This window comes from Campylobacter sp. IFREMER_LSEM_CL1085 (assembly GCF_025772235.1).
Taxonomy (GTDB): Bacteria; Campylobacterota; Campylobacteria; order Campylobacterales; family Campylobacteraceae; genus Campylobacter_D; species Campylobacter_D lari_D.
Map to the genome: position 1 here is coordinate 15,791 of NZ_JAKMRU010000002.1, position 21,979 is coordinate 37,769.

A 21,979-nucleotide genomic window follows, 5' to 3' on the forward strand; every position below is an offset into this window, starting at 1 on the left:
ATTTTCAAAAAAAGGAATACAATGACTTGTCCAGTTTGTGTAAATACTGACTTATTGATGAGCGAAAGAAATGGAGTTGAAATTGATTATTGTCCAAAATGCCGTGGTGTTTGGCTTGATCGTGGTGAGCTTGATAAAATCATAGAAAGAAATTCTTCTCAAAGTACGCAACAACCTCAACAACAAAATTATAACCAACAAGCAAACTACCATCATAATAACGGCTATAAATACAAGAAAAAAGAAAGTTGGCTTGGGGAATTATTTGACTTTTAAGCCCAAAGGCTTAAAAGTTTTTATATTTTTACTTTAATTAAAGCATTTTCTGCCATTTTTGGCACCCATAAATACTCACCATCAAAAAACATATCTGCAGGACCTTTTATAGAAGCCAAATCAAGTTTTATTTCTTTATTATCTTTTAGAGTATAAATATATCCTTGAAGATTTTTACCCCAACTTGACACTAAAAGATTTTTATTTTTATCATACACAATGCCATCAAATTGTTCTATTTTTTTGCTTAATTCTTGAATTTTCTTTGAATTTAAATCAATACTAATGATTTTCCCACCTGCTTTATCACTTGGATCATAGCCTGCTACAAATAAAGTATTTTTATCTATTAACAATCCATTTGGGCCACCATATTTTGAATCTAAATGGATAAAGTTTTCATATTTTTTATCCTTTAAAAATACTTTGTGGATGTATCCTGTACCTGTGTCACTAACTAATAATGTGTCATTATTTAACACAGCAATATCATTTAAAAATACCGCATTTTTTATAGGAAGTTTGAAAATTTCTTTTTTATTTTTTATATCAAAGCCATATAAAATATCAATATCAACCACATATAAAACATCACCTATTTTAGACATACCTTTTGGAGCATTAAGACCTTTTATAAATTCTAATTCCAAAATTTTTCCATCTTTATCTAATTTTGAAATAAAACCATCATTATCTTTATTTAACGGAGTTAGCTCTTTTCCTACATTAGATACATAAACTGCATTTTTATCTACATATACACTTTCAGGATGTGCAAAACCTTTAAATTCTTGAACCTCTAAAGCATTTGCGCTGCAAAATGCAAATAAGGCCAAAGTTAAAATACTTTTTTTCATAATTGTTACCTTTCTTAAATTTTATTAACAAATTCTAATAAAAAACCAAAATAAAATCTATCATTTTTAAGATAAAAAATATAAGTTTTTTGACTTTTGTTCTTGTTTTGGGGTAATGCCATATCTTTTTTTATATCTTGCTATAAACCAAGCAGGAGAATTAAATCCAAGTTCATAACAAATTTGAGTGATATTTTTTGTAGAAAATTCAAGTAAAAATTTAGCTCTTTCAAAACGCTTGTTATCAAGCCATTCTTTAGGAGTAATACCAAAACTTTGTTTAAAATTACGACTAAAACTTGCTATATCCATTTTACTAAATTTGGCCATAGAAGCTACGCTTTCAAAGTCATTTTGACAATATGCAAACATCTTATAAAGCTCTAATTTAAAACCACTTAAAATGGCTTTTAAAAAAGCTAAAAACTCTGCATTATCTTCACTATATAATAAAGACAAAAATAATTCTTCAAATTTTAATCTAAGCAGATATTTATTTTTCTCATTAAATTCATTTATACAAGGTAAGAAAGACTCGAAAATACCTTTAGTTATCAGATTAGTTTTTAAACTAAATAAACTTTTAGCATATTTTGGAGAATCTAATTTACAAATTAATTCTTGATATTTAAAAATAAGTTCTATTAAAATACTTTCCTTAAAACACAAAATAATAGATTCATATATATTTTCATCATTTAAATAATCTCTAATGGAAAAAGAATTTTTTGTAAAAAACACAAGCTCATCTTTTTTTACATTAAACTGATTATCCATAGTATAAATACTTTTAGAACCTTTTAAAATAAATACTAAAGCATAATCTTTAAATACAACTTCTTGATTTTTATCATTTGAAAAATCTTTTTGATACCAACATAAAGAAAAAAAAGTATTTTTCAAAACATTTTGACTGATTTTTTCAAGATCTTTTGGAAAAATTAACATATATACCTTTTTATAAGTTTTTTGATTATTTATATAATACAATAAAAAATATTTTTTATTAAGAATTTATGTTACAATATAATTAATTTCAATTAAAAAAGGAGAAAAAATGAAAAAAATCATTCTAGGTTCTTTACTAGCATCAAGCTTTTTATTTGGAGCAAATTTAGAAAATTTTAATCCAAAAGCACAAAAAGATCATTTAGTTATCAAAATGGAAATTCTTGATAAAAAAGCTAATAAAGATGCAGGCGAAGTTGTAGCAGTACAAACTCCTTATGGGGTAGCATTTTATCCAAATCTTAAAGGTTTAGAAAGTGGAATTCATGGCTTTCATGTTCATGCAAATGCTGATTGTGGAGCAACTGATAAAGGTTTAGGTATGAAAGCAGGTGGACACTGGGATCCTGAAAAAACAGATGCTCACTCAAGCCCATGGGATGATAAAGGTCACAAAGGGGATTTACCACCACTTTATGTAGAAAAAGATGGTAAAGCAACTAACCCTGTATTAGCACCAAAAATCAAAACTCTTGATGAGCTTAAAAATCATGCTCTAATGATACATTTTGGAGGAGATAATCACAGCGATCATCCTGCAGCACTTGGCGGTGGCGGTGCTAGAATGGCATGTGGTGTTATAAAATAAAAATCTAAAGGCTTTTTAGCCTTTAGTGTTATTTAAAAAGCTTAGTAAAATCAAAATCACCCATAAAATCATGGCTTGATCCGCCAAAACTTTGACTAGGACTATAAGTAGCAATAGCCACTGCAAGCTCACTAAGCATAGAAGCTATTTCTTCTCTTTTATCGACTATATAAGCTTTCATACCTTCATAATCACTAGTTTCTAAAATTTTTAAAGGATTATAAATTTCAAAAGCAAATGCCTTTGAACCAACATTTACATTATAATTATTATCAAATAAAGCATTACCTAAAAATGAGCAATTATCTACTATTTTCAAACTTTCACTAGCAATTAAAACTTTATCTTGCACATCTTCATAGTTTTTATCTTCTAGAAGTTTTGAAATTTTTTTCAATGAAGAATCTAAAATTTGCAAAGCACCTATAAAGTCATTAGCATCAGTAATATCTTCACTAAATTTTTGCGTTTGATGTTTTAAATTCGCACCATCTATACTTGAACCTACTTGTCCTAAATGTTTTTGTAAGATTTCTAATTCATCTCTCATAATACACCTTCCTTGTTATTGCTATAACAAGAAAAGCATTTTTTATTCCAAATTTTGATCTACCCAAACTCTAAAATCTTTAGCAAAAAGCAAAAAAATCTCATCATAGTTTTGGATTAAAATTTGAGGATTATTATCATTTAATTCTTTTTCATAGTAAAAGTACTTACTCGCTATAAGTTTTTTAGTGTTTATTTGCACTAAATTTAAATTAATACCAAACTTTATTTTAGAATGCATCTCATCATTAAAATCTTGCTCTAAAATATCCACTTTACTTTCTAAAACATAATCAGCACTAGCTAGACTATCTTGATTTAAAACTGCTTTAAATACCCCCAAATCTTGCAAATGAAATTCCAAAAAAGATTTTATCATTAAAGCAGGATTTTCTTTCCAAAAATGATAGGCATAGGTATTGATAGTATAATCTTTTTTATAAAAAATTTCATTAGTATAAGCTAAGCCTTTAGGTAAGGAAACTATAATAGTTGCATTTTTTTTATTTTGACTTTGCTCTAGCTTTTCTAAATTAATACTAAAATATTTATTTGCAGGTAAAGTTTGACTTGGATTAATCAAAGAGCAAGCGCTAAAAAAAATAGCTATTAAACTAATATATAAATATCTCATTTTATTCTCCTGGAGCATATTGAGTAGCCTTATCTTTATAAATTATATCTGAAGGATTTTGCTTTAAAATATTTAATAATTGCGTAAAATCTAAAAACAAAACTCTTAAAATATCCAAATTTTCATTTAAAAGCATTCTACTTTTATTAAGCTCATTAAGTTGGTCATTAGCATTGTTTAAAAAATTTGAAAATTCATCTGCACTTTTGCCAAGTTTAGAGCTTGTTTTATTTAAATTTGCTAAGAATACTGGTACATTAGCATTTAAATGTGCAGAAAATTCTGATGAATTTTGCAAAATTTGCTCTATATTTTTTAAATTTTTATCACTTAAGAGTTTTTCTAATTTTATTTTTGAACTTGTGATTAGTTCTAATAAATTTGAAGTTTGCTTATCTATGCTTGCAAAAAAACTTTCTTTTGATTTTATAATAGGATAAACATCATCACCTGCTCTCAAAACACTAGCTTCCTCACTACCTCCTGCAAGCTGAATAAATTTAAATCCTGTTATGCCTTGAATTTGCAAACTTGCATAAGTATCTGTTTTAACAGCCAAACTAGAATCAAGCTTAACTAAAATTTTTACTCTTAGTTGCTTACTTGAGCTATCTATACTGATGTTTTCAACACTTCCAACATCTACTCCTAAAAATTTAACTGGAGCTTTTACACTAAGTCCTGCAACTGATTCTTCCATATAAATTTCATAATATTTGAATGATTTTTCATCTTTTAAATTTCCATACCACACTATAAAAAACAAACTGATAAAAAATAACACACAAACAAAAATTCCAATCAAAATATAATTTGCTTTGTTTTCCATTATTGCATAAACCTCTCATAAAGTCTTGGATTTTGCTCTTGCAAAGCCTCGACATTTCCCAAAAAACCAACTTTTTTTTCTTCTATAATCAAAAAGCGGTTTAAAACATTTTTCATACTCTCTTTATCATGAGTAATTAAGACTACACATAATTTAAAGCTTTGTTTTAAACTCAAAAGTAACTCATCAAATTCTCTTGAGCTATAAGGATCAAGCCCTGAAGTTGGCTCATCTAAAAAAAGTAATTTAGAATCAAGCGCCAAAGCTCTAGCTATGGCCACTCTTTTTTTCATACCCCCACTTAACTCACTTGGATAAAGCTTAGCCACGCTCTCATCAAGCCCTACCATCTTAAGCTTCATCATAGCTATTTCTTTAATGTCGTTTTTACTAAGTTTTGTGTATTCAACCAAAGGTATGCTAATGTTTTCAAGTATATTAAAAAAGCTAAATAATGCTCCATATTGAAAAACAACACCCCATTGTTTTTGCAAAAACAAAGCATCTTCATCGCTTATATTTTGTAATCTCTTACCTAAAATTTCATACTCTCCCTTATCAAAATGCTCAAGCATTAACATTTGTCTTAAAAGCACAGATTTACCACTACCACTACCACCTAAAATGCCAAAAATTTCATTATCTTGCACTTCAAAGCTAATATCTTCATGTACACATTTACTTCCAAAATAAGTGCTGATATTTTTAGCCTTTATAATCAAAATCCAGCCTTTGTCAAAAATACAGAGAAAATCGCATCAAAAGCTATCACCCAAAAAATAGCATTTACCACACTTTTTGTCGTATAAACACCTATGCTTTCGGTAGTTTTTTGTACAAAAAATCCTCTAAAACAAGCAATAGAAGCAATCAAAAATCCAAAAATAGGTGCTTTTATAAGTCCTATGATAATATGTTTTAGCTCCACTGCTTCTTTAAAACGACTCATAAACTCACTCGCACTAATTTCTAAACTAAACCAAGCAACTACAATTCCACCTATAATACTTAAAATATCAGCTACTATTACTACCAAAGGCATAGCAAGTGCTAAAGCTAAAACTCTAGGCAAAATGATAAATTCACTTTCTTTAAAACCCATAGTTTTCATCGCATCAATTTCATCAGTAAGTTTCATTACTCCAATTTGAGCTGTATAAGAACTTGCACTCCTGCCTGCAATAACAATAGCACTAATTAATGGTGCAAGCTCTCTAGTGGCAGAAATTCCCATTAAATCAACAATATAAATATTAGCTCCAAATTGTGCAAGCTGATACGCAGCTTGATAAGCAAGCACCACACCCACAAGCAATGAAGTTAGCATAATAATAGGTAAAGCATTAATAGCGCTATTTTCTACATGATATAAAAATGCCTTAAAGCGAAGTTTTTTAGGGTTTAAAAGTGTTTTAAAACAAGTATAAATAATAAGTCCTATGAAATTTAAAAACTGCACTAAAATTGTAAAAGAATTTGCAACTTTCTTTCCTAAATTTTCAAAAAAATCTTTGATTGTTTTTTTATCTTCATAAGAATCACAAAAGCTTTTGTAGTGTTTTTGACAAAGTTCAAAAAGCTTAGCATGCCCGCTTTTAAGATTTATCCTACTAAGCTCAAAACCTTTTTGCTTAAATTCATTTTCTAAAGCTAGAAAATACCTAATCCCAGCAGTATCTATAAAATCTAAATTTGCAAAATCAAAAATAATATTTTTTTGAGTAGGAAAATCTAATTTTTCCAATTTTCCTACACTTGTTTTATCCCATATACCAAAGACGCTAAAAATGCATTCTTGATTTTTAACATCTTTGATTATTTTATTTTTCATTACATAGACTTAAAATATATGAGCTTAATTTCTCCTCACTAAATCCAAAATGCTCAAATACATCTTTATCTTTACCACTCTCACCAAAACTTTCTATACCATAAAGCTCATCACAAATTCTATAAAGCTCGTTTGAATTTGCAGCTTCCACGCCTACAACCTTACCTTGTAAAATTCTTTCTTTATAAGATTTTTCTTGAGCAATGAATAACTCATAACAAGGCATAGAAACCACATTAGCAATCACACCTTTTTCTTTTAAAATCTTAGCTGTTTTTACACATAATGACACTTCACTACCACTTGCTAAAAGTGTAAATTGTGCATTTGCGTTTTCTTCTAACAAATAAGCCCCATTTTCAACATCTCCAAAAACAGGCTCGCTTAAAGCACTTAACTTTTGACGCGATAAAACAAAAACACTTGGCATATTAGTTTTAAGTGCAATCTGCCATGCTTTTACATTTTCAACCCCATCAGCTACTCTAAATGTCAATGAATTTGGCATAGCTCTAAAAGTGCTAAGCTGCTCTATAGGTTGGTGTGTTGGGCCATCTTCACCTACACCTATACTATCGTGAGTAAAGATGAAAAAGTGTTTAGCCCTCATCAAAGCTGCTATTCTTGCAGCAGGTTTTAAATACTCACTAAATATAAAAAAGGTAGCACAATAAGGCAAAAACAAACCATATCTTGCAAAAGCATTTGATATAGCAGCCATTGCATGCTCTCTTATACCATAGTGGATATTTTTTCCATTTGGAAAATCGCCCATATCTTTGAGTTCAGTTTTATTTGATGGACCTAAATCTGCACTACCACCTAAAAATCCCGGTAAGGCTTTAGCGATAACATTTAAAATCACACCATTGCTATCTCTAGTAGCTAAATCTTGTCCTTTAAAATCAGGAAATTGTATTTTTGAAAAATCAGGCTCTAAAAGCTCTTTTAGCAATGCTTGCTTCTCTGCATTTAAATTTTGCACTTTTTGATTCCATTTAGCTTGTGCTAAATCCCCAAGTTCTATTGCCCCGCTAAAGCGAATTTTAACTTCTTCTGGGATTTCAAAAGTTTTTTGTGGATCAAAACCTAAAGCCTCTTTTGCCTTTTTTATAAGCTCTTCGCCCAAAGGTGCTCCGTGAGAATGATGACTTCCCTCAAGATCTAAAGCTCCTTTAGCTATAGTAGTGTGAGCGATAATCAAACAAGGCTTTTTGCTTTCTTTAGCAGTTTTTAATGCTAAATCAATTTGCTCAAAATCATGCCCATCTATCTCAAGTACTTCAAAATTTTGCGCTCTAAAACGCTCTTTTACATTTTCATTAAAAGCAATGGCCACATCACCTTCAATTGAAATATTATTGCTATCATAAATGATGATTAAATTATCAAGATTATGCACACCTGCTAAAGAACAAGCCTCATAAGAAATTCCTTCTTGTAAATCTCCATCACCGCATAAACAATATACTTTATGATTGATAATATCCTCACCCAAAAGCAAACTTGCTTTTTTAGCTGCCATAGCAAAACCAACCGCATTTGCAATGCCTTGTCCTAAAGGTCCTGTGGCGATTTCAACACCTGGAGTGAAAATTTCAGGATGACCTGGGGTTTTAGAGTGTAATTGACGGAAATTTTTTAAATCTTCTAAACTTACATCATAACCGCTCAAATGTAAAAAGCTATAAAGCAAAGCACTAGCATGACCACCTGAAAAGACTAATCTATCGCGGTTTAACCATGTAGGATCTTTTGGATTATGCACTAAATGAGTACTTAAAACACTTATAATATCTGCTAAACCCATTGGAGCACCTGGGTGGCCTGAATTTGCTTTTTGCACCATATCCGCACATAAAAATCTTATAGTGTTGGCTTGTTTTTGTAACATTGTTTAACCTTTTAAATATTTATCAATCAAAATTTGAAGCTCATTAGCAAGCTTAGAGTCTAAATTTTTCATTTTTTCTTCACATAAAGCAATTTTATCATCTTTTGCCTTTTTAGCACCTTCTAAACCTAAAAGTTTAACAAAAGAATTTTTATGCAAATCATTATGAGTTGGCTTTCCTGCTTCTTGAGTATCTAAAGTCGCATCGATAATGTCATCTTTGATTTGAAAAACTAATCCTATCAAAAGCCCTATTTCATAAATTTGCTCGCATTCTTTTTCATCTAACTCACAAATTTCACAACCCATTTTTAAAGCCGCTGCAATCAATCTTGCAGTTTTATGAATGTGCAAAAACTCAACTTGCTCTAAATTTAAAGGCATATCTTCAAAATAACAATCAATAGCTTGCCCGATAATCATACCGCCAAGCCCTGCATTAAAGGCTAGAATTTCTATGAGTTTTAATCTAACATTTTCTTTTAAATCAAGCTTAGAAAGAAGTAAAAAAGCTTGAGTATTTAAAGCATCGCCCACTAAAATAGCCGTAGTTTCATCATATTTTTTGTGTAAAGTTTGCTTTCCTCTACGCAAAGAAGCATCATCCATAGCGGGTAAATCATCATGTATTAAAGAGTAAGTGTGGATAAATTCCAAAGCCAAAGCTGCATTTAAAGCCTTTTCAAACAAAGCAGGATTTTTAGCATTAACTATACCCAAAAGCAGTTGGGCTCTAAAATGCTTCCCACCAGCTTCTAACATCCATTTTAATGCTTCATTAAAAAATGGATGAAAACTTTGAGTTTTAGGAAAATTTTGCTCTAAATGCTGTTTGAATTTTTCTAAAATCACTTATTTAGCCTTATAAAAAAGTCAAAGTATCCTTTATTAAAATGCTCAAAGTCATTATTTTTCGCTGAAGGGATATTGCTTGCTTGTCTTGAGACTAGAATATCAAAAGTATTAGCTTGAGCTAAAACAGCTTGAAGTTCATTAAAATTGTTGATTTTTTGATTATTAATTCTTAAAATCTTATCCCCTTTTAAAAATCCAGCCATTTGTGCTTTAGAATTTGGAGTAACTTCTGTAACATTCATTTTCATATCTACGCGCAATCCTAGATTGCTATAAAAAGAACTTGGCTTAGCTTGAACCACTTTTTTAGGCTTAGCAAATACACCCAAGTCTTTATCAAAAACCATAGTGGAGATATTAACATCTTTATTATCTCTTAATACATTAAAGTATAAAGTTGCACCGCGATCAGCAAATAAAATTTTTTCATTTAGTTTTCTTAAATCATCATAAGCTTGTCCATCAACACTCACAAGCTCATCATTAAGTAAAAATTGTCCATTTTTACGCACATTTTTAACATAAATTTTGCCATCACGCATATCAAAATCCACACCTATATCACCCCAATAAGCATCAGGATATTTTGCAAAGTGTTTTAAATAACGATTACCTATAAGTTTGCCATCTTCTAAACTTATACCAAGCATTTTACAACACGGCGAGTTAAGCTCTCCGATTTTAGAAGCAAAGTCAAGTTGATCACGCTCTGTCAAACTTTGCCCAAAATACTTCAAATGTCCTATATAGCTTTTATTGCTATCTAAAATTCCCACCCAACTATTGCGTGTTAAATCTTCTTCATTTCCCATAGGTGCAGGAATTAAACTAAAATCTGTTTTTACTAAATACAAATTTAAAAAGGGATCATATTTAGTATAGCTGTTTAATTTCGCGTTTTTAGTTTTAACTACTGCTAAAGTATTTTCATTTAAAGCAAAGGCGGGTAAGCCCTCATAAATCAACATACTAGCTTTATTTTTTTCATAACAACCCAAAAAATCATTAAAAGTCGGTCTTGGCACAGCAAAAAGTGTGCAAACTACACCCAAAATACAAAGTAAAATTCTCATAGCATTCCCATTCCGCTAAATAAATTACTAGCCATTGATTTTTTATTTTGTTCTACCATTTTCATCACATCATTAATCGCTGCTATTAGTAAAATTTGCATAGACTCTTTATCTTCTAACAAAGAATCATCAATGTTTATATCGATGATTTCACCTTTTCCGTTAGCACTAACTTTTACTAAACCACCACCGCTTTTTGCACTAAATTCTTTTTTTAAAGCTTCTTGCTCTAATTCATTTGCTTTTTCTTGAGCCTTAGTTAAAAGCTCGCCCATTTTAGAAAAATCCATATTTTCAAACATTTATTTTCCTTCTTTTAATATCTCTAATACTACTTCTTTATCATTAAAAGGATATTTTACACCCTTGATTTCTTGATAAGTCTCATCGCCCTTACCCAAAATCACTACAAAATCATCTTTTGTTTTAAACTCTAATGCTTTTTTGATCGCTTCTTTTCTATCACATTCTATAAAAATACTCTCATCTTTTTCTATACCATTTAAAATATCATTAATTATATCCATTGGCTCTTCTGAACGCGGATTATCACTTGTGATGATGAGTTTTTTAGCATAGTGTTTGGCAACTTTAGCCATTAACGGACGCTTAGTTTTATCTCTATCTCCCCCTGCTCCAAAAACTACAATCAAATCACGATATTTTAAAGCATCTAAAACTTTTTCTATGCCATCGGGCGTATGAGCAAAATCTACAATCACATCTTTTGCAACCACTTGCATTCTACCCTCAATGCCGCCAAAATTACTAATGGCCTTTTCAAGCTCTTTTAAATTTGGCTTAACAAGTTCATTTACACAAGCACTTGCAGCCAAAAGATTATAAAGATTAAAAAGCCCCACCAAAGAAGAATCAATCATAAAAGTTTCTTTACCAAAATTTACCACAGCTTCAATGCCATTTTTTAAAGCATAAGCTTTAATGTGGTAATAACTTGGATTTTCCACTCCATAAGTAAAAGCACCTTTGACATTAAAATTTATAGCTTTTGCATCTTTGTTGATAAATTTCATACACTCATCGGTAAAAAAACTTTCTTTTGCTGCTTGGTAGTTTTGAAAATCCCCATGAAAATCTAAATGATCTTGAGTGATGTTAGTAAAAATTTTAGCCTTAAACTCAAGCCCTTCAATGCGATTTTGCACCAAAGCATGCGAGCTTACTTCCATAATCAAAAATTCACATTTTTCCTTACTTGCTAAAGATAAAAGCTCTAAGGTTTGTAAAATAGGAGCAGTAGTTAAGCCTTTTGGAGTGATATTTTTATCATTTATAAAACTACCCCTAGTTCCCATTAAGGCACATTTAAAACCTAAATCAAGCAAGATAGAGTAAATAGCCCCTGCAGTAGTTGTCTTGCCATTTGTGCCTGTAATACCTATGATTTTAATACTTTCATCTATATTTAAAAGCTTCTTGCATTCGCCAATGCCAATAACTTTTGCTTGTTTTTCTAAAGCTTGATGAAGAAATTTTTCATTTTGAGTAGTTTTTAAGAAAAAACAATCTTTTTCGCATTCATTAGAATTATCACAAATGAAAGTATTTTCAATCTTTACTATCATAATTTAATTCCTTGATTTTCTCACTAAGCTTAATAAATCTATAATTAGAATAAAAATGCACTGAAACATCTTCCATATAAGCTACGAGCATATCTTTATAACCATGTTCTAAAAGCTTTTCTAAAAAATCCACAAAATCTTCTTTATCGTTAATAATAAGTTTATTAGATATTATAACATTTTCTAAGGCTTGTTTAAACCCAACTTTTGCTTCGCTAAGTAAAAAATCTTGATAACTCAAGCCCTCAAAATCTTCGCTATCTTCTTCAAACTGCACACTTTGGCTAAGATTAATGAGTTTTTCTAAGTCTTTATCTACTTTAGTATTTTTATAATTTTGCATAAAAAATTCAAAAAAAACAAAAGCTTCTTCAGGGCTTTTTAAAGCCAAATCACAAATATTAATAAAAGTTAAAAGTCTCTTATTTTTACGCTTTTCATAAGCAAGAGAAAAATACATCTTAGCATTTTTAAAATCTTTTTTGTAAAAACATTCTATGGCTATTTTTTTATAATTTTGCAAATTCGCTTTCCCCACCTGCTAAATTTACTATAGTAATATCTGGATGTATATCGATTTTAAGTTGTTTTTCCAAGCCATATTTCAAAGTCGTCCCACTAGCTGGGCAGCCATGACAAGCTCCGGTTAGTTTCACATAAACTACACCATTTTTCACACCCAAAAAATCAAGCCCTCCGCCATCATTTTCTAAAATATGCATAGTTTTAGCTAGACTGGCTTTTACAGGTTCGATTAATTCCTCATCACTAAAAGGCATATTCATAATTTTTCCTTGATTATTTTTAGTTTAATTTTATCTTATTTGCCTTTAAAAAATGTAAATTATTGTTTATTTTAGACTTTTTGCTATACAATGGTAAAAAGACTTTAGGAAATTTTATGCAAAAACACACCCAAATAAAAGGTTTTGAAAAACTCAAACTCATTATCATACTAGGCTTTTTATCTGCCATAGCACCACTTTCAACTGATATGTATTTACCTGCTTTAAATGAAGTAGAAAAAAGCTTCCAAACAAATTCTTTTTACACTCAACTTTCTCTTGCAAGTTTTTTCATCGCCTTTTCTTTAGGTCAGCTTTTATATGGACCATTAAGTGATGTATATGGCAGAAAAAAACCTTTATATATAGGACTTTTTATTTTTATTTCTTCAAGTATTGCTTGTGTTTTAGTTGATTCCATTCATGCTTTTATAGCTTTGCGTTTTTTTGAAGCTTTAGGGGGTTGCGTGGGTGTAGTCGTAGCAAGAGCTATAGTAAATGATGTTTTTGAGCTTAAAGAAGCAGCAGGAGTTTATGCTTTAATGATGGTTTTTACTTCTTTAGCACCTATGCTTTCTCCTACTTTTGGTGGAATTTTACTTGAATTTTTTTCTTGGCGTAGTATATTTTTAACATTGTTTATCTTAGGCTTTATTTTATTTTTACTTGTTATTTTTGTTCTAAAAGAAAGCAATCACAACACCAAAGGAAAAAAATTCAATCACAAAGAGGTTACAAAAAGTTACAAAAAAGTTTTAAAAGATCGCCGTTTTGTAGTATATTTGCTTTGTGGAAATTTAATATTTGCAGGTTTTTTTGCTTATTTAACCGGCTCATCTTTTGTTTTTACACGCGTTTTTGGATTAAGCGAGCAACAATACGCAGCCCTTTTTGGAGCTCATGCTCTAAGCTTTGTTATATGTGCAAATATCAATGCAAGATTAGTCCTTAGATTTTCTCCTTATTATATACTCCCTAGAGCGCTTATGGTGATTACTTTTTTAACTTTTTTACTCATTTTGGGTGCAACTTTTGAGCTAGGTTTTTGGGCTTTTGAAATTCCTTTGTGTTTTATCATAGCAAGTTTGGGTTTTATCCTGCCAAATACCACAACCTTAGCCATGGCAAGATCAAAACAAAATGCAGGCAGTGCTTCAGCACTCTTAGGTGCAGCACAATTTGCTATGGCAGGAGTAATGGCATTTTTAGTAAGTCTTTTAAATGCTAATACACCTATATTTTTATCACTTATTTTAGGAACTTGCACATTTTTATCTTTGATTTCTTATCTAAGTTTGATTAATAAAAGAAAGTTAAATAAAATCAAAAAGAAGTTAAGCGTGATTTCTCACGCTTAATTAAGCAATATTTTTGAAAAGATTCACTGACTATATCGAACCTTTTTCAAAAAACTTTATATTTATTTTCAAAACACTTATAAACAATTTATGTTAAAATTTCTCATCAATCAATAAAATAAAGGCTTTATTAATGAAAAAAATAGCTACTATTTTTGCAGGAGCCGAAGGATGTGGAAAAACTACCTTATATTATAATGAACTTGAAAAAAACAAAGACTTTGGACTTAGAATCAACATCGATGAAATCGTAAGTAGCTTTGGTGATTGGAAAAATCAAGAAGATCAATTTAGAGCTTCAAGGATAGCCATTAAAATGCGTGAAAACTATATTAAAAAAGCTTATGATTTTAACCAAGAAACCACACTTTGCGGCACTAGCATTTTATCTTTATTCAAAAAGCTACAAAAAAATTCTTACACTATAAATCTTTACTACATCGGACTAGACTCTCCAAACACAGCAAAACAAAGAGTTAAAATTCGCGTAGCTAAAGGCGGGCATGATATAAAAGAAGAGCTTATAGAAAAAAGATACTACGAGTCTTTACAAAATTTTAACACCGTTGCCAAATTCTGTAATCGCATTACTATTTTTGACAATACTCAAAATTATAAAAAACTCTTAGAATTTAAAAACAACAGGCTAGAAGTATTTGAAACTACCAAATGGCTAGAACCATTAATGATAAATTTTAAAAATCCAAGTTTATAAATTTTTATTTTAACTTGTCGATATGCAAATCATGCTACTCACTCCTTAAGGCAAGAAAGAAGTGAGTTAGCAATAGATTGAAGGCTTCAAGGCTATCAAGTATTACAAGGCTACCTCGATAACCTTGTAAAGCTTGATCCCAAGGTTTTTAAAACCTTGGGTTAAGATTATTGTTTTAATTGAAGCAAAGTATTTAAAAGCTGATCACTTGTGGTAATCGTTTTTGAGTTTGCTTGATAACCCCTTTGGATTACGATAAGCTCTGTTAATGCACGACTTAAATCCACATTCGACATTTCTATGGCTGAGCCTTTTAAGCCCCCTCTACCGCCTTCGCCTGCATGACCTATGGTAGCTGTTCCTGAGTTTGCTGTCGCTTTATAAAGGTTATTACCCATTTCTTCAAGACCCATATTATTTGGGAAAGTAGCTAGAGCAACCTTAGCTAGCGCTAGAGTTTTACCATTTGTAAATTCTCCATAGATATAACCATTCTCATCAGTTCTTAATGCATCTGGCTTTAGATTACCCCCTGTGTAACCATCTGTTTCTTGTTTAGTAGTAGATGAGTCTTTATCATAGCTTGTTAAACCATCAAAACCACCTGTTGTTCCAAAGTCAAGTTTTATAACTTGATCAGGTTTTGAGCCGTTATTTCCGGTGAAATTTAATACATTTGGTGTATAGCTTTGAAGTGAGCCATCATTACCAAATCTTAAATTTCCTACTACTATATTTCCCGGAGCTCCATCACCACTAAAATTAATCTCTGCAGGTTCAGGCACTGAGATGATGATAGACCATTCAGCCCCACCATCTGCTGTTTTAGTTTGTTTGGTAAATTGCACGGTTAGCTCATGTCTAGTTCCTAATGAGTCAAAGATTTCTATACTAGCAGTATGAGCTGATAAGTACATATCTTGAGAATATTTTTCATTATTACCTGCGTTGAAATTTCCATCTAAAGCACTAAACATCGCTGTAAATTTATCATTGGTAGCGATTTTATTGGTTTCATCTGAAAAACCTGTAACTTTAAAAGTCATATCTTTTGCAGCGGGACCTTTTGGATTAGTTATTTTAAATCTACCATCGCTTTCTACTACCACCTCCACCAAAGGGTTTGCATCTTGACCTATAGCATTTCCACCACCATTAGCCCAATTTTCCAAAGATCCATCACCATCATAATCCACACCCCATCTTGCATCTCTTTGTAAAAGCTCTCTTAAATCTTCAGTGGTATGGAAGGTTCTTTGTCCATTTGCACTAGGCATATTTGCTTGCCCAGCTGTATTTGCCCCAGGATTAGGATTGGCTCCTATATCCACATTATTAGAACTATATATATACTCATGTGCTGTTATAACTTGAACCGTAGTTTTAGCTTGATTATTAGCTGCTCCAGTTGTTCCTAACCACGCGCTGCGAGCTACTCCATCGAGCCTTAAATTTGCTTCGGTTACATTTTGTCCTTGTTCTGGGACCTGAGGAACTCTAACTTGGCCACCAGCTGTAGTTGTATCATGAATGGTAATATCTAAATTTTTAGATTTAGCGGTAGTTCCTGTGCTATTATCATTAGTAAAAGTGATTTTACCATCTACCACTGAAGCTACTACACCAGTTTCAGCTGTCTTAGCATTGATGGCATTGATAAAAGTTTCTTGTCCTACACCTTCAGCATGAATACGAGTTCCATTAATAGTAATATCTAAAACTGCATTTTGCACACTTCCATCCGGTTGCTTAAAACCCCAATAAGTATATTGAGTATTTGCTGTCCATTTAGATGGATCTTCTGGTAAATTAGCATGCATTTTAACATTTGATGTATGTTTAGCATCTGCAAAACTTACCCACATACCTTGTCCACTTCTTAGGTTTAAACCCTCACCTTGAGCGTTAAACACCACGCCCATATCTACACCTTTTTCAGTTACTTGGGCTCCACTTTTAGAAGTAGTATAAAACTCAGTATGGCCAGTATCATTTTCATCTATTACTGTTCCTGTATCATTTCTCATACCATGAGTAGAATCAAGAGCATAGATAGGACGCTTAGCAGAAGCATTCATACCTAAAGTATTACCACTATCTAAATTTGCTGTAAGGCTTACTGAAGTACTTGCTCTAGCAGGCATACTCATACCAGGTGGGATAACTATATCTTGCACTGAAGTTGAAGAGTCAATTTGACCCGTTTCTTGATTATAATTCCAACCTTGAACGGTGTAGCCGTTATTATCTACGAAATTTCCTACTGCGTCTGTTTTAAAGTCCCCTGCACGGGTAAAAAACTGCGTAGTGCCACCATCATTTGAAACGATGAAAAATCCATCACCATTGATAGCCATATCGGTGTTTTTGTCTGTAGTTTGGATATTACCTTGAGAGTGAATTCTAGTAGTAGAATTTACACCTGCACCAAGTCCAACTTGCATAGGGTTTTTACCACCTAGGTTGCCATCTGGAGCTGTAGCTATCTTAGAAGTTTGACTCATAAGCGTTGAGAAATCCGCACGAGAATATTTAAAACCAAATGTATTAACATTGGCTATGTTATTACCTTCTACATCCATTGCGTATTGGTGTGCTTGGAGTCCTGAAACCCCAGCCCAAAGAGATCTCATCATAATTAAATCCTTTAAAAAATATTGCTTTGTGATTACTTCACAATCTACTATTGCTTAGCCAAGACAAAGCAATAAGTGTTCCAAAAATGTAAATATTTCTAAAACTTGTATAAATTTATAATGTGAATTGTGTAATTAAGAATTGCTAGTATTTTTAAAGACTGATGAAAGAATATCTATATGCTCTAATAAACCTTTTTTGATTTGAGAATTTGGAACTCTCATAGGATCTAACTGAACAATAACCCCTTCTTTTCTTGCGTGTTTTATAGCCGGTATAAAATCGCTATCTGCAGTGATAAGAATGATTTTTTCAATTTGCTTTTTTATAGATAAAGTAGCAATATCTAGTCCTATTTTCATATCAACACCTTTTTGCCTAATATCTAAAACAAAATCATCCTCAGTTAAACTATCGATTTCTATCTCTTTATATAAAAGTTGTTTAAATTTATCATAATTTTTGATTTTCCATTGGAAGTTATTTTCATCAATCTCACCCAATCTTACAGCAAAATATGGTTGCTGTCTTAAATAATCTAATAATCTAGTTCTAAATTTAAAAGTATCGGTTTTTCCAAGATTTAATGATTTATCTGTTTTTTTATGGGCGGTATTGGAACATTTTTATTTAATGGTTCGCAGTCATAAACATAAACTCTATATAAATAATCTCTATTTCTTTTAACAGACTCAAACACATAATCTTTTAATCTTTTAGCTAATTCTTCAGGAGTCATATCTTTGATATGTTTTAAAGTGTTATATCTTTCTATAAAAAAGGATAAATCTACCAAAACAGCAGTTTTTCTAGGCTGTATAACAGAAAAGTTTATATCTTCACTAAAATTATTTATAAAAGTCCTACTATACATAACGAGATGTCAATCTAAAAATAAACGGCTAGACGACTTCTCGCTATGCAATGATGATTTATTTTAACATAATAAATTAAAATTGCTATAACTTTTCAAAAAGACATTTGTAAAATTTTGTAAAGTTTTTTTAAAATTACTCGATATAGTCAGTGAATCTTTTCAAAAATATTGCTTAATTAAGCGTGAGAAATCACGCTTAATTTTTATTTCTTTCTTTTAATTTAGCAATCACATCATTTAAACTCAAATCCGCATCAGCTAATAACACTTCTAAATGATAAAGTAAATCAGCAGCTTCATTTATCAACTCATCTTTATCTTTAATAGTAGCAGCCAAAGCGGTTTCAACGCCCTCTTCACCTACTTTTTGTGCTATGCGTTTAGTGCCTTTTGAAAAAAGTTCAGCCGTGTAAGAAGAACTTGCGCAAGTGTTTTTGCGTGAGTTTATAAGTCTTTCAAGACGCGATAAAAATACAAAATCAGCTTTTTTAGAAAGCGTTTCAAAACAAGAAGTATCGCCTGTATGACAAGTAGCGCCTTGAGCTTTTACAAGGATTAAAATACAATCTCTATCACAATCAAGCCCCATATCTATGATATGCAAGAAATTCCCACTTTGCTCACCTTTCATCCACAAACGCTCTTTAGTGCGTGAGTAAAATACAACCTTTTGGTGCTTAAAACTCTCTCTTAGAGCTTGTTCATTCATAAAACCTTGCATTAAAACTTCACAAGAATGATAATCTTGGATTATCACAGGGATAAGGTTATTTACCTTTTGCCAATTTATACTTTTTATAAATTCTTCTTCATTTATACCCATAGTTTTTCCTTTTAAATACGAATTTGCATGCCTTGATCTTTTAAAAATAGTTTTAATTCTTTAATATCTATAAGTTTTTTATGAAACACTGAAGCTGCTAAAGCTCCATCAACACCAAGTTTAAAAGCGTCCAAAAAATGCTCTTTGGTCCCTGCGCCACCGCTTGCCACTAAAGGCACAGGACAAATTTGTCTAACCTTGGTAAGTTGATCGAGATCATAACCCTTTCTCATGCCATCTTGATTCATCATATTTAGCACGATTTCGCCAGCTCCTAGCTCGCATACTTGCTTTACCCAATCTAGTGTTTTTTTACCACTATGATGAGATTTGCTCTCATCTCCAGTGTATTTATAGACTAAAAGCTCATTGTTTTCATCTTTAAAAGTATCTATACCTACAACTACGCATTGCACTCCAAAGCTTTTTGCAAGGCGTGAGATTAAATCAGGATCATTTAAAGCAGGAGAATTAATAGAAATTTTATCAGCACCATTTGCTAAAAGTTCTTTTGCGTCATCTTCGCTTTTTATACCCCCTGCGACGCAAAACGGTATAGAGATATTTTGTGCTACTTTGCTTACCCAAGCTCTATTGATACGCTCATTCTTGGCTGAAGCTGTAATATCATAAAATACAAGCTCATCAATGCCATTTTGTGAGTAAAATTTAGCAAGTTCTATAACATCTCCCATATCTTCATGATTTTTAAACTGCACCCCTTTAACTACTCTACCATCTTTTACATCTAAACATGCAATTATGCGTTTTGTAAGCATTCTTGAGCCTCCTTTATGCTAAATTCTTTATCAAGCAAGGCTTTACCTACGATGATACCACTTACTATGCCATTTAGCTTTTTAAAATCTTCTAAGCTCGCCACGCCTCCACTTGCTTGGGTTTGCAAATGTGGGAATTTCTCATGCAAAGCTTTGTATAAAGTGATGTTTGCTCCACTCATCGTGCCATCTTTAGAGATATCTGTGCATAAGATATGTTTTACATCTTTATAAAAATTTAAAAGCCCAAACAAACTCTCATCGCTTGTTTTACTCCATGCATCAACAGCCACAAAAAACTCATCTTTAACGCAAATACTATCAAGCGCTAAGACTATACTTTCTACGCCAAATTCACTCAAAAGCTCTTGTGCAAGGGGCTTATTTTTAACCGCTAAAGAGCCTATAACTACGCGTTTAACACCGCTATCAAACAAAGCTTTAACTTCATCTTTAGTGCGAATTCCTCCACCTACTTGAAGATTTACTCTTATCTTAGAAGCTAGGTTTTCTATGAGTTTTAGTTGTCTTTTGCTAGGATCTTTTGCACCGCTTAAATCCACCAAATGAAGCCAAGCAACACCTTGAGCCTCATACTCTTGAAATTTAGCCAAAGGATCAAAGCTGTATTCTTGCTTTTTAGCATAATCTCCTTTATAAAGCCTTACTACTTTACCATCTATTAAGTCTAATGCCGGAATGATTTGAGTTTGCATTTTTACCTACATATTTATGAAATTTTTTAATAATACTTCGCCCGCTTCGCCGCTTCTTTCAGGGTGAAACTGCACACCATAAAAATTGTCTTTATTTAAACTTGCACTAAATTTGGTAGAATACTCACACTCTGCGATGGTGTATTCATTTAAACTCACACAATAACTATGCACAAAATAAAAATAAGCTCCATCTAAGCCTTTAAAAAGCTCATGAGGGCTAAAGACTTGATTCCACCCCATATGTGGGAAAGTAAAATTTGCTTTTTCTTGGAATTTTTGTGTTTCAAAAGGCATAATACCAAGTGTTTTTTGGTGTAATTCTTCTGAAAATTTACCCAAAATTTGCATACCAAGACAAATGCCTAAAAGTGGTTTTGTGGTAGTTTGGATAAAATTTTCTAAATTAAGTGCTTGTAGATTAGCCATTGCTTTAGCTGCTGTGCCAACCCCAGGAAGCAAAAGCTTATCTGCTTGTGAGAGTTCTTTTAAATCATGCGTGATAATACTTTTTTGTCCTAAACGCTCGAGTGCAAAAGCAAGTGAAGCTAAATTCGCACAACCTGTATCTATAATAGCTAGTTTCATGATAAACACTTTCTTGAAAAATTAAATTCCCATTTCATATTTTACACTCTCTTTCTCATATTGCTTAGCAATACTCTCATAATCTGCAAAATATACAATATCTTTTATTTTTTCATAAATAGAATTCGAAATTATATTTTGAAATTCTCTATATCTATTTTTATGCGCAACAATAAAAAATTTTGCTCTAAAATCTTGAAGCTCATAAAAACGGTTAATAGAATTTTTTATATTAGTAGAATGCTCTACCTCATAAAAAGCATGAGGCATTTTTCGTTCATTAAACCAAATACAATCGCTAAATTTAGCTTTTTGTGTCAATTCATCATATGTAAAACTATAAAGAGAATCTAAAGTAGCCAAGTCGCCTAACCTAGTATCCATAAAATATTTATTCTTATCTTGACTAGGAACAAAAGTTTGAAAGCCTCTTAAATTTCCAATTGAGACAATAAGCCCTTGATAATAAGAATGACTAAACTGACATTCGTTATTTATCAAATTTAATTTTTTTTCAATCTCATGCTTTTTCTCTGTTAAACCCCAAAGTCCTGCTGTGATTTTATAAAATTCTTTATTTGTTTGTAATATTCTTCTAATACTTGCAAAAGGTGTTTTTGTTTCCCATTTACTAACATCTGTCAGCATATAAAGCTGACTTAAAGTTGCAAAGTTATTATTATTTTTAAAAGCTTCTATAACATTATCTTTTTGTTTCAT

Annotated in this window: 24 protein-coding genes and 1 pseudogene; 4 read left to right on the top strand and 21 right to left on the bottom strand. The window is 31.4% G+C overall.

The genetic code is table 11. The annotated features are described in order from the left end of the window. The first annotated feature begins 21 nt into the window (after nucleotides 1-21). Nucleotides 22-276, top strand: coding sequence for a zf-TFIIB domain-containing protein (locus tag L8W56_RS01135; protein WP_133319172.1), 255 nt, complete (start codon nucleotides 22-24; stop codon nucleotides 274-276). Between the two features lie 20 nt (nucleotides 277-296). Here the strand turns inward: L8W56_RS01135 and L8W56_RS01140 are convergent, their stop codons facing one another. Together L8W56_RS01140 and L8W56_RS01145 are read right to left on the bottom strand one after the other, a co-directional pair. After that, entirely contained in the window at nucleotides 297-1,133 is an 837-nt protein-coding gene (locus L8W56_RS01140; RefSeq protein WP_263659153.1) for an ATP-binding protein, read from the bottom strand. Nucleotides 1,134-1,199: 66 nt separating this feature from the next. Beyond that, nucleotides 1,200-2,081 (bottom strand): helix-turn-helix domain-containing protein, encoded by an 882-nt coding sequence (locus L8W56_RS01145; RefSeq protein WP_220567031.1) that lies wholly within the window; start codon nucleotides 2,079-2,081, stop codon nucleotides 1,200-1,202. A 109-nt stretch (nucleotides 2,082-2,190) separates the two neighbouring features. Here L8W56_RS01145 and L8W56_RS01150 point away from each other — a divergent pair, with 109 nt between their 5' ends. Further along, entirely contained in the window at nucleotides 2,191-2,730 is a 540-nt protein-coding gene (locus L8W56_RS01150; protein ID WP_133319169.1) for a superoxide dismutase family protein, read from the top strand. Between the two features lie 28 nt (nucleotides 2,731-2,758). Here L8W56_RS01150 and L8W56_RS01155 read toward each other — a convergent pair whose 3' ends face one another. Genes L8W56_RS01155 through L8W56_RS01210 form a run of 12 tightly spaced genes read right to left on the bottom strand, consistent with a single transcriptional unit; the run spans nucleotide 2,759 to nucleotide 12,760 of the window. Further along, complete coding sequence (locus tag L8W56_RS01155; protein ID WP_133319168.1) at nucleotides 2,759-3,280, bottom strand: flagellar FLiS export co-chaperone; 522 nt, start codon at nucleotides 3,278-3,280, stop codon at nucleotides 2,759-2,761. A 42-nt stretch (nucleotides 3,281-3,322) separates the two neighbouring features. Beyond that, nucleotides 3,323-3,913, bottom strand: coding sequence for a hypothetical protein (locus L8W56_RS01160; RefSeq protein ID WP_263659154.1), 591 nt, complete (start codon nucleotides 3,911-3,913; stop codon nucleotides 3,323-3,325). A gap of 1 nt (nucleotide 3,914) precedes the next feature. Then, on the bottom strand, nucleotides 3,915-4,742 hold the full coding sequence (locus L8W56_RS01165; protein ID WP_263659155.1) for an MlaD family protein: 828 nt from the start codon (nucleotides 4,740-4,742) through the stop codon (nucleotides 3,915-3,917). Continuing rightward, entirely contained in the window at nucleotides 4,742-5,464 is a 723-nt protein-coding gene (locus L8W56_RS01170; RefSeq protein WP_263659156.1) for an ABC transporter ATP-binding protein, read from the bottom strand. The genes L8W56_RS01165 and L8W56_RS01170 overlap by 1 nt, the downstream gene beginning before the upstream one ends. Further along, on the bottom strand, nucleotides 5,461-6,561 hold the full coding sequence (locus tag L8W56_RS01175; protein WP_412175535.1) for an MlaE family lipid ABC transporter permease subunit: 1,101 nt from the start codon (nucleotides 6,559-6,561) through the stop codon (nucleotides 5,461-5,463). Before L8W56_RS01175 ends, L8W56_RS01170 begins: the two co-directional genes overlap by 4 nt. Nucleotide 6,562: 1 nt before the next feature. Next, nucleotides 6,563-8,467, bottom strand: a complete 1,905-nt coding sequence (gene tkt, locus L8W56_RS01180; RefSeq protein ID WP_263659158.1) for a transketolase — start codon at nucleotides 8,465-8,467, stop codon at nucleotides 6,563-6,565. A 3-nt stretch (nucleotides 8,468-8,470) separates the two neighbouring features. Continuing rightward, nucleotides 8,471-9,316 carry a polyprenyl synthetase family protein gene (locus L8W56_RS01185; RefSeq protein ID WP_263659247.1) on the bottom strand — a complete coding sequence of 282 codons (846 nt, stop codon included), beginning with the start codon at nucleotides 9,314-9,316 and terminating at the stop codon, nucleotides 8,471-8,473. Further along, nucleotides 9,316-10,395 (bottom strand): PDZ domain-containing protein, encoded by a 1,080-nt coding sequence (locus L8W56_RS01190; RefSeq protein WP_133319161.1) that lies wholly within the window; start codon nucleotides 10,393-10,395, stop codon nucleotides 9,316-9,318. The genes L8W56_RS01185 and L8W56_RS01190 overlap by 1 nt, the downstream gene beginning before the upstream one ends. Beyond that, on the bottom strand, nucleotides 10,392-10,697 hold the full coding sequence (locus L8W56_RS01195) for a YbaB/EbfC family nucleoid-associated protein (protein WP_039667857.1): 306 nt from the start codon (nucleotides 10,695-10,697) through the stop codon (nucleotides 10,392-10,394). Before L8W56_RS01195 ends, L8W56_RS01190 begins: the two co-directional genes overlap by 4 nt. Next, nucleotides 10,698-11,981 (bottom strand): UDP-N-acetylmuramoyl-L-alanyl-D-glutamate--2,6-diaminopimelate ligase, encoded by a 1,284-nt coding sequence (locus L8W56_RS01200; protein ID WP_263659159.1) that lies wholly within the window; start codon nucleotides 11,979-11,981, stop codon nucleotides 10,698-10,700. It abuts the gene before it with no gap. Next, nucleotides 11,965-12,504: a histidine kinase gene (locus L8W56_RS01205; protein ID WP_263659160.1), complete on the bottom strand. Its 540-nt coding sequence runs from the start codon at nucleotides 12,502-12,504 to the stop codon at nucleotides 11,965-11,967. The genes L8W56_RS01200 and L8W56_RS01205 overlap by 17 nt, the downstream gene beginning before the upstream one ends. Beyond that, entirely contained in the window at nucleotides 12,491-12,760 is a 270-nt protein-coding gene (locus tag L8W56_RS01210; RefSeq protein WP_039619526.1) for an iron-sulfur cluster biogenesis protein NfuA, read from the bottom strand. Before L8W56_RS01210 ends, L8W56_RS01205 begins: the two co-directional genes overlap by 14 nt. Nucleotides 12,761-12,882: 122 nt before the next feature. Between L8W56_RS01210 and L8W56_RS01215 the strand changes: the two genes are divergently transcribed. After that, nucleotides 12,883-14,124 carry a multidrug effflux MFS transporter gene (locus L8W56_RS01215; RefSeq protein WP_220567024.1) on the top strand — a complete coding sequence of 414 codons (1,242 nt, stop codon included), beginning with the start codon at nucleotides 12,883-12,885 and terminating at the stop codon, nucleotides 14,122-14,124. Between the two features lie 133 nt (nucleotides 14,125-14,257). After that, entirely contained in the window at nucleotides 14,258-14,839 is a 582-nt protein-coding gene (locus L8W56_RS01220) for a zeta toxin family protein (RefSeq protein ID WP_263659161.1), read from the top strand. Nucleotides 14,840-15,006: 167 nt separating this feature from the next. Here the strand turns inward: L8W56_RS01220 and flgE are convergent, their stop codons facing one another. From flgE to L8W56_RS01260, 7 genes and pseudogenes are all read right to left on the bottom strand, one after another. Further along, nucleotides 15,007-17,475, bottom strand: coding sequence for a flagellar hook protein FlgE (gene flgE, locus L8W56_RS01225; RefSeq protein ID WP_263659162.1), 2,469 nt, complete (start codon nucleotides 17,473-17,475; stop codon nucleotides 15,007-15,009). A gap of 135 nt (nucleotides 17,476-17,610) precedes the next feature. Continuing rightward, nucleotides 17,611-18,215: pseudogene (locus L8W56_RS08820) on the bottom strand (NYN domain-containing protein). A 334-nt stretch (nucleotides 18,216-18,549) separates the two neighbouring features. Next, nucleotides 18,550-19,176, bottom strand: coding sequence for a bifunctional phosphoribosyl-AMP cyclohydrolase/phosphoribosyl-ATP diphosphatase HisIE (gene hisIE, locus L8W56_RS01240; RefSeq protein WP_263659165.1), 627 nt, complete (start codon nucleotides 19,174-19,176; stop codon nucleotides 18,550-18,552). Between the two features lie 11 nt (nucleotides 19,177-19,187). Continuing rightward, entirely contained in the window at nucleotides 19,188-19,955 is a 768-nt protein-coding gene (gene hisF / locus L8W56_RS01245) for an imidazole glycerol phosphate synthase subunit HisF (protein ID WP_263659166.1), read from the bottom strand. Then, on the bottom strand, nucleotides 19,937-20,671 hold the full coding sequence (locus L8W56_RS01250) for a 1-(5-phosphoribosyl)-5-[(5-phosphoribosylamino)methylideneamino] imidazole-4-carboxamide isomerase (RefSeq protein ID WP_263659167.1): 735 nt from the start codon (nucleotides 20,669-20,671) through the stop codon (nucleotides 19,937-19,939). Before L8W56_RS01250 ends, hisF begins: the two co-directional genes overlap by 19 nt. Nucleotides 20,672-20,677: 6 nt before the next feature. Continuing rightward, nucleotides 20,678-21,259, bottom strand: a complete 582-nt coding sequence (gene hisH / locus L8W56_RS01255; protein ID WP_263659168.1) for an imidazole glycerol phosphate synthase subunit HisH — start codon at nucleotides 21,257-21,259, stop codon at nucleotides 20,678-20,680. A 21-nt stretch (nucleotides 21,260-21,280) separates the two neighbouring features. Next, on the bottom strand, nucleotides 21,281-21,979 hold the full coding sequence (locus L8W56_RS01260) for a hypothetical protein (protein WP_041570259.1): 699 nt from the start codon (nucleotides 21,977-21,979) through the stop codon (nucleotides 21,281-21,283).

Excerpts from the sequence above, each read along its gene's own strand:
- L8W56_RS01135 (WP_133319172.1), top strand. The coding sequence starts at position 22 with ATGACTTGTCCAGTTTGTGTAAATACTGACTTATTGATGAGCGAAAGA.
- L8W56_RS01140 (WP_263659153.1), bottom strand. The coding sequence starts at position 1,133 with ATGAAAAAAAGTATTTTAACTTTGGCCTTATTTGCATTTTGCAGCGCA.
- L8W56_RS01145 (WP_220567031.1), bottom strand. The coding sequence starts at position 2,081 with ATGTTAATTTTTCCAAAAGATCTTGAAAAAATCAGTCAAAATGTTTTG.
- L8W56_RS01150 (WP_133319169.1), top strand. The coding sequence starts at position 2,191 with ATGAAAAAAATCATTCTAGGTTCTTTACTAGCATCAAGCTTTTTATTT.
- L8W56_RS01155 (WP_133319168.1), bottom strand. The coding sequence starts at position 3,280 with ATGAGAGATGAATTAGAAATCTTACAAAAACATTTAGGACAAGTAGGT.
- L8W56_RS01160 (WP_263659154.1), bottom strand. The coding sequence starts at position 3,913 with ATGAGATATTTATATATTAGTTTAATAGCTATTTTTTTTAGCGCTTGC.
- L8W56_RS01165 (WP_263659155.1), bottom strand. The coding sequence starts at position 4,742 with ATGGAAAACAAAGCAAATTATATTTTGATTGGAATTTTTGTTTGTGTG.
- tkt (WP_263659158.1), bottom strand. The coding sequence starts at position 8,467 with ATGTTACAAAAACAAGCCAACACTATAAGATTTTTATGTGCGGATATG.
- L8W56_RS01190 (WP_133319161.1), bottom strand. The coding sequence starts at position 10,395 with ATGAGAATTTTACTTTGTATTTTGGGTGTAGTTTGCACACTTTTTGCT.
- L8W56_RS01195 (WP_039667857.1), bottom strand. The coding sequence starts at position 10,697 with ATGTTTGAAAATATGGATTTTTCTAAAATGGGCGAGCTTTTAACTAAG.
- L8W56_RS01200 (WP_263659159.1), bottom strand. The coding sequence starts at position 11,981 with ATGATAGTAAAGATTGAAAATACTTTCATTTGTGATAATTCTAATGAA.
- L8W56_RS01210 (WP_039619526.1), bottom strand. The coding sequence starts at position 12,760 with ATGCCTTTTAGTGATGAGGAATTAATCGAACCTGTAAAAGCCAGTCTA.
- L8W56_RS01215 (WP_220567024.1), top strand. The coding sequence starts at position 12,883 with ATGCAAAAACACACCCAAATAAAAGGTTTTGAAAAACTCAAACTCATT.
- L8W56_RS01220 (WP_263659161.1), top strand. The coding sequence starts at position 14,258 with ATGAAAAAAATAGCTACTATTTTTGCAGGAGCCGAAGGATGTGGAAAA.
- flgE (WP_263659162.1), bottom strand. The coding sequence starts at position 17,475 with ATGATGAGATCTCTTTGGGCTGGGGTTTCAGGACTCCAAGCACACCAA.
- hisIE (WP_263659165.1), bottom strand. The coding sequence starts at position 19,176 with ATGGGTATAAATGAAGAAGAATTTATAAAAAGTATAAATTGGCAAAAG.
- hisF (WP_263659166.1), bottom strand. The coding sequence starts at position 19,955 with ATGCTTACAAAACGCATAATTGCATGTTTAGATGTAAAAGATGGTAGA.
- L8W56_RS01250 (WP_263659167.1), bottom strand. The coding sequence starts at position 20,671 with ATGCAAACTCAAATCATTCCGGCATTAGACTTAATAGATGGTAAAGTA.
- hisH (WP_263659168.1), bottom strand. The coding sequence starts at position 21,259 with ATGAAACTAGCTATTATAGATACAGGTTGTGCGAATTTAGCTTCACTT.
- L8W56_RS01260 (WP_041570259.1), bottom strand. The coding sequence starts at position 21,979 with ATGAAACAAAAAGATAATGTTATAGAAGCTTTTAAAAATAATAATAAC.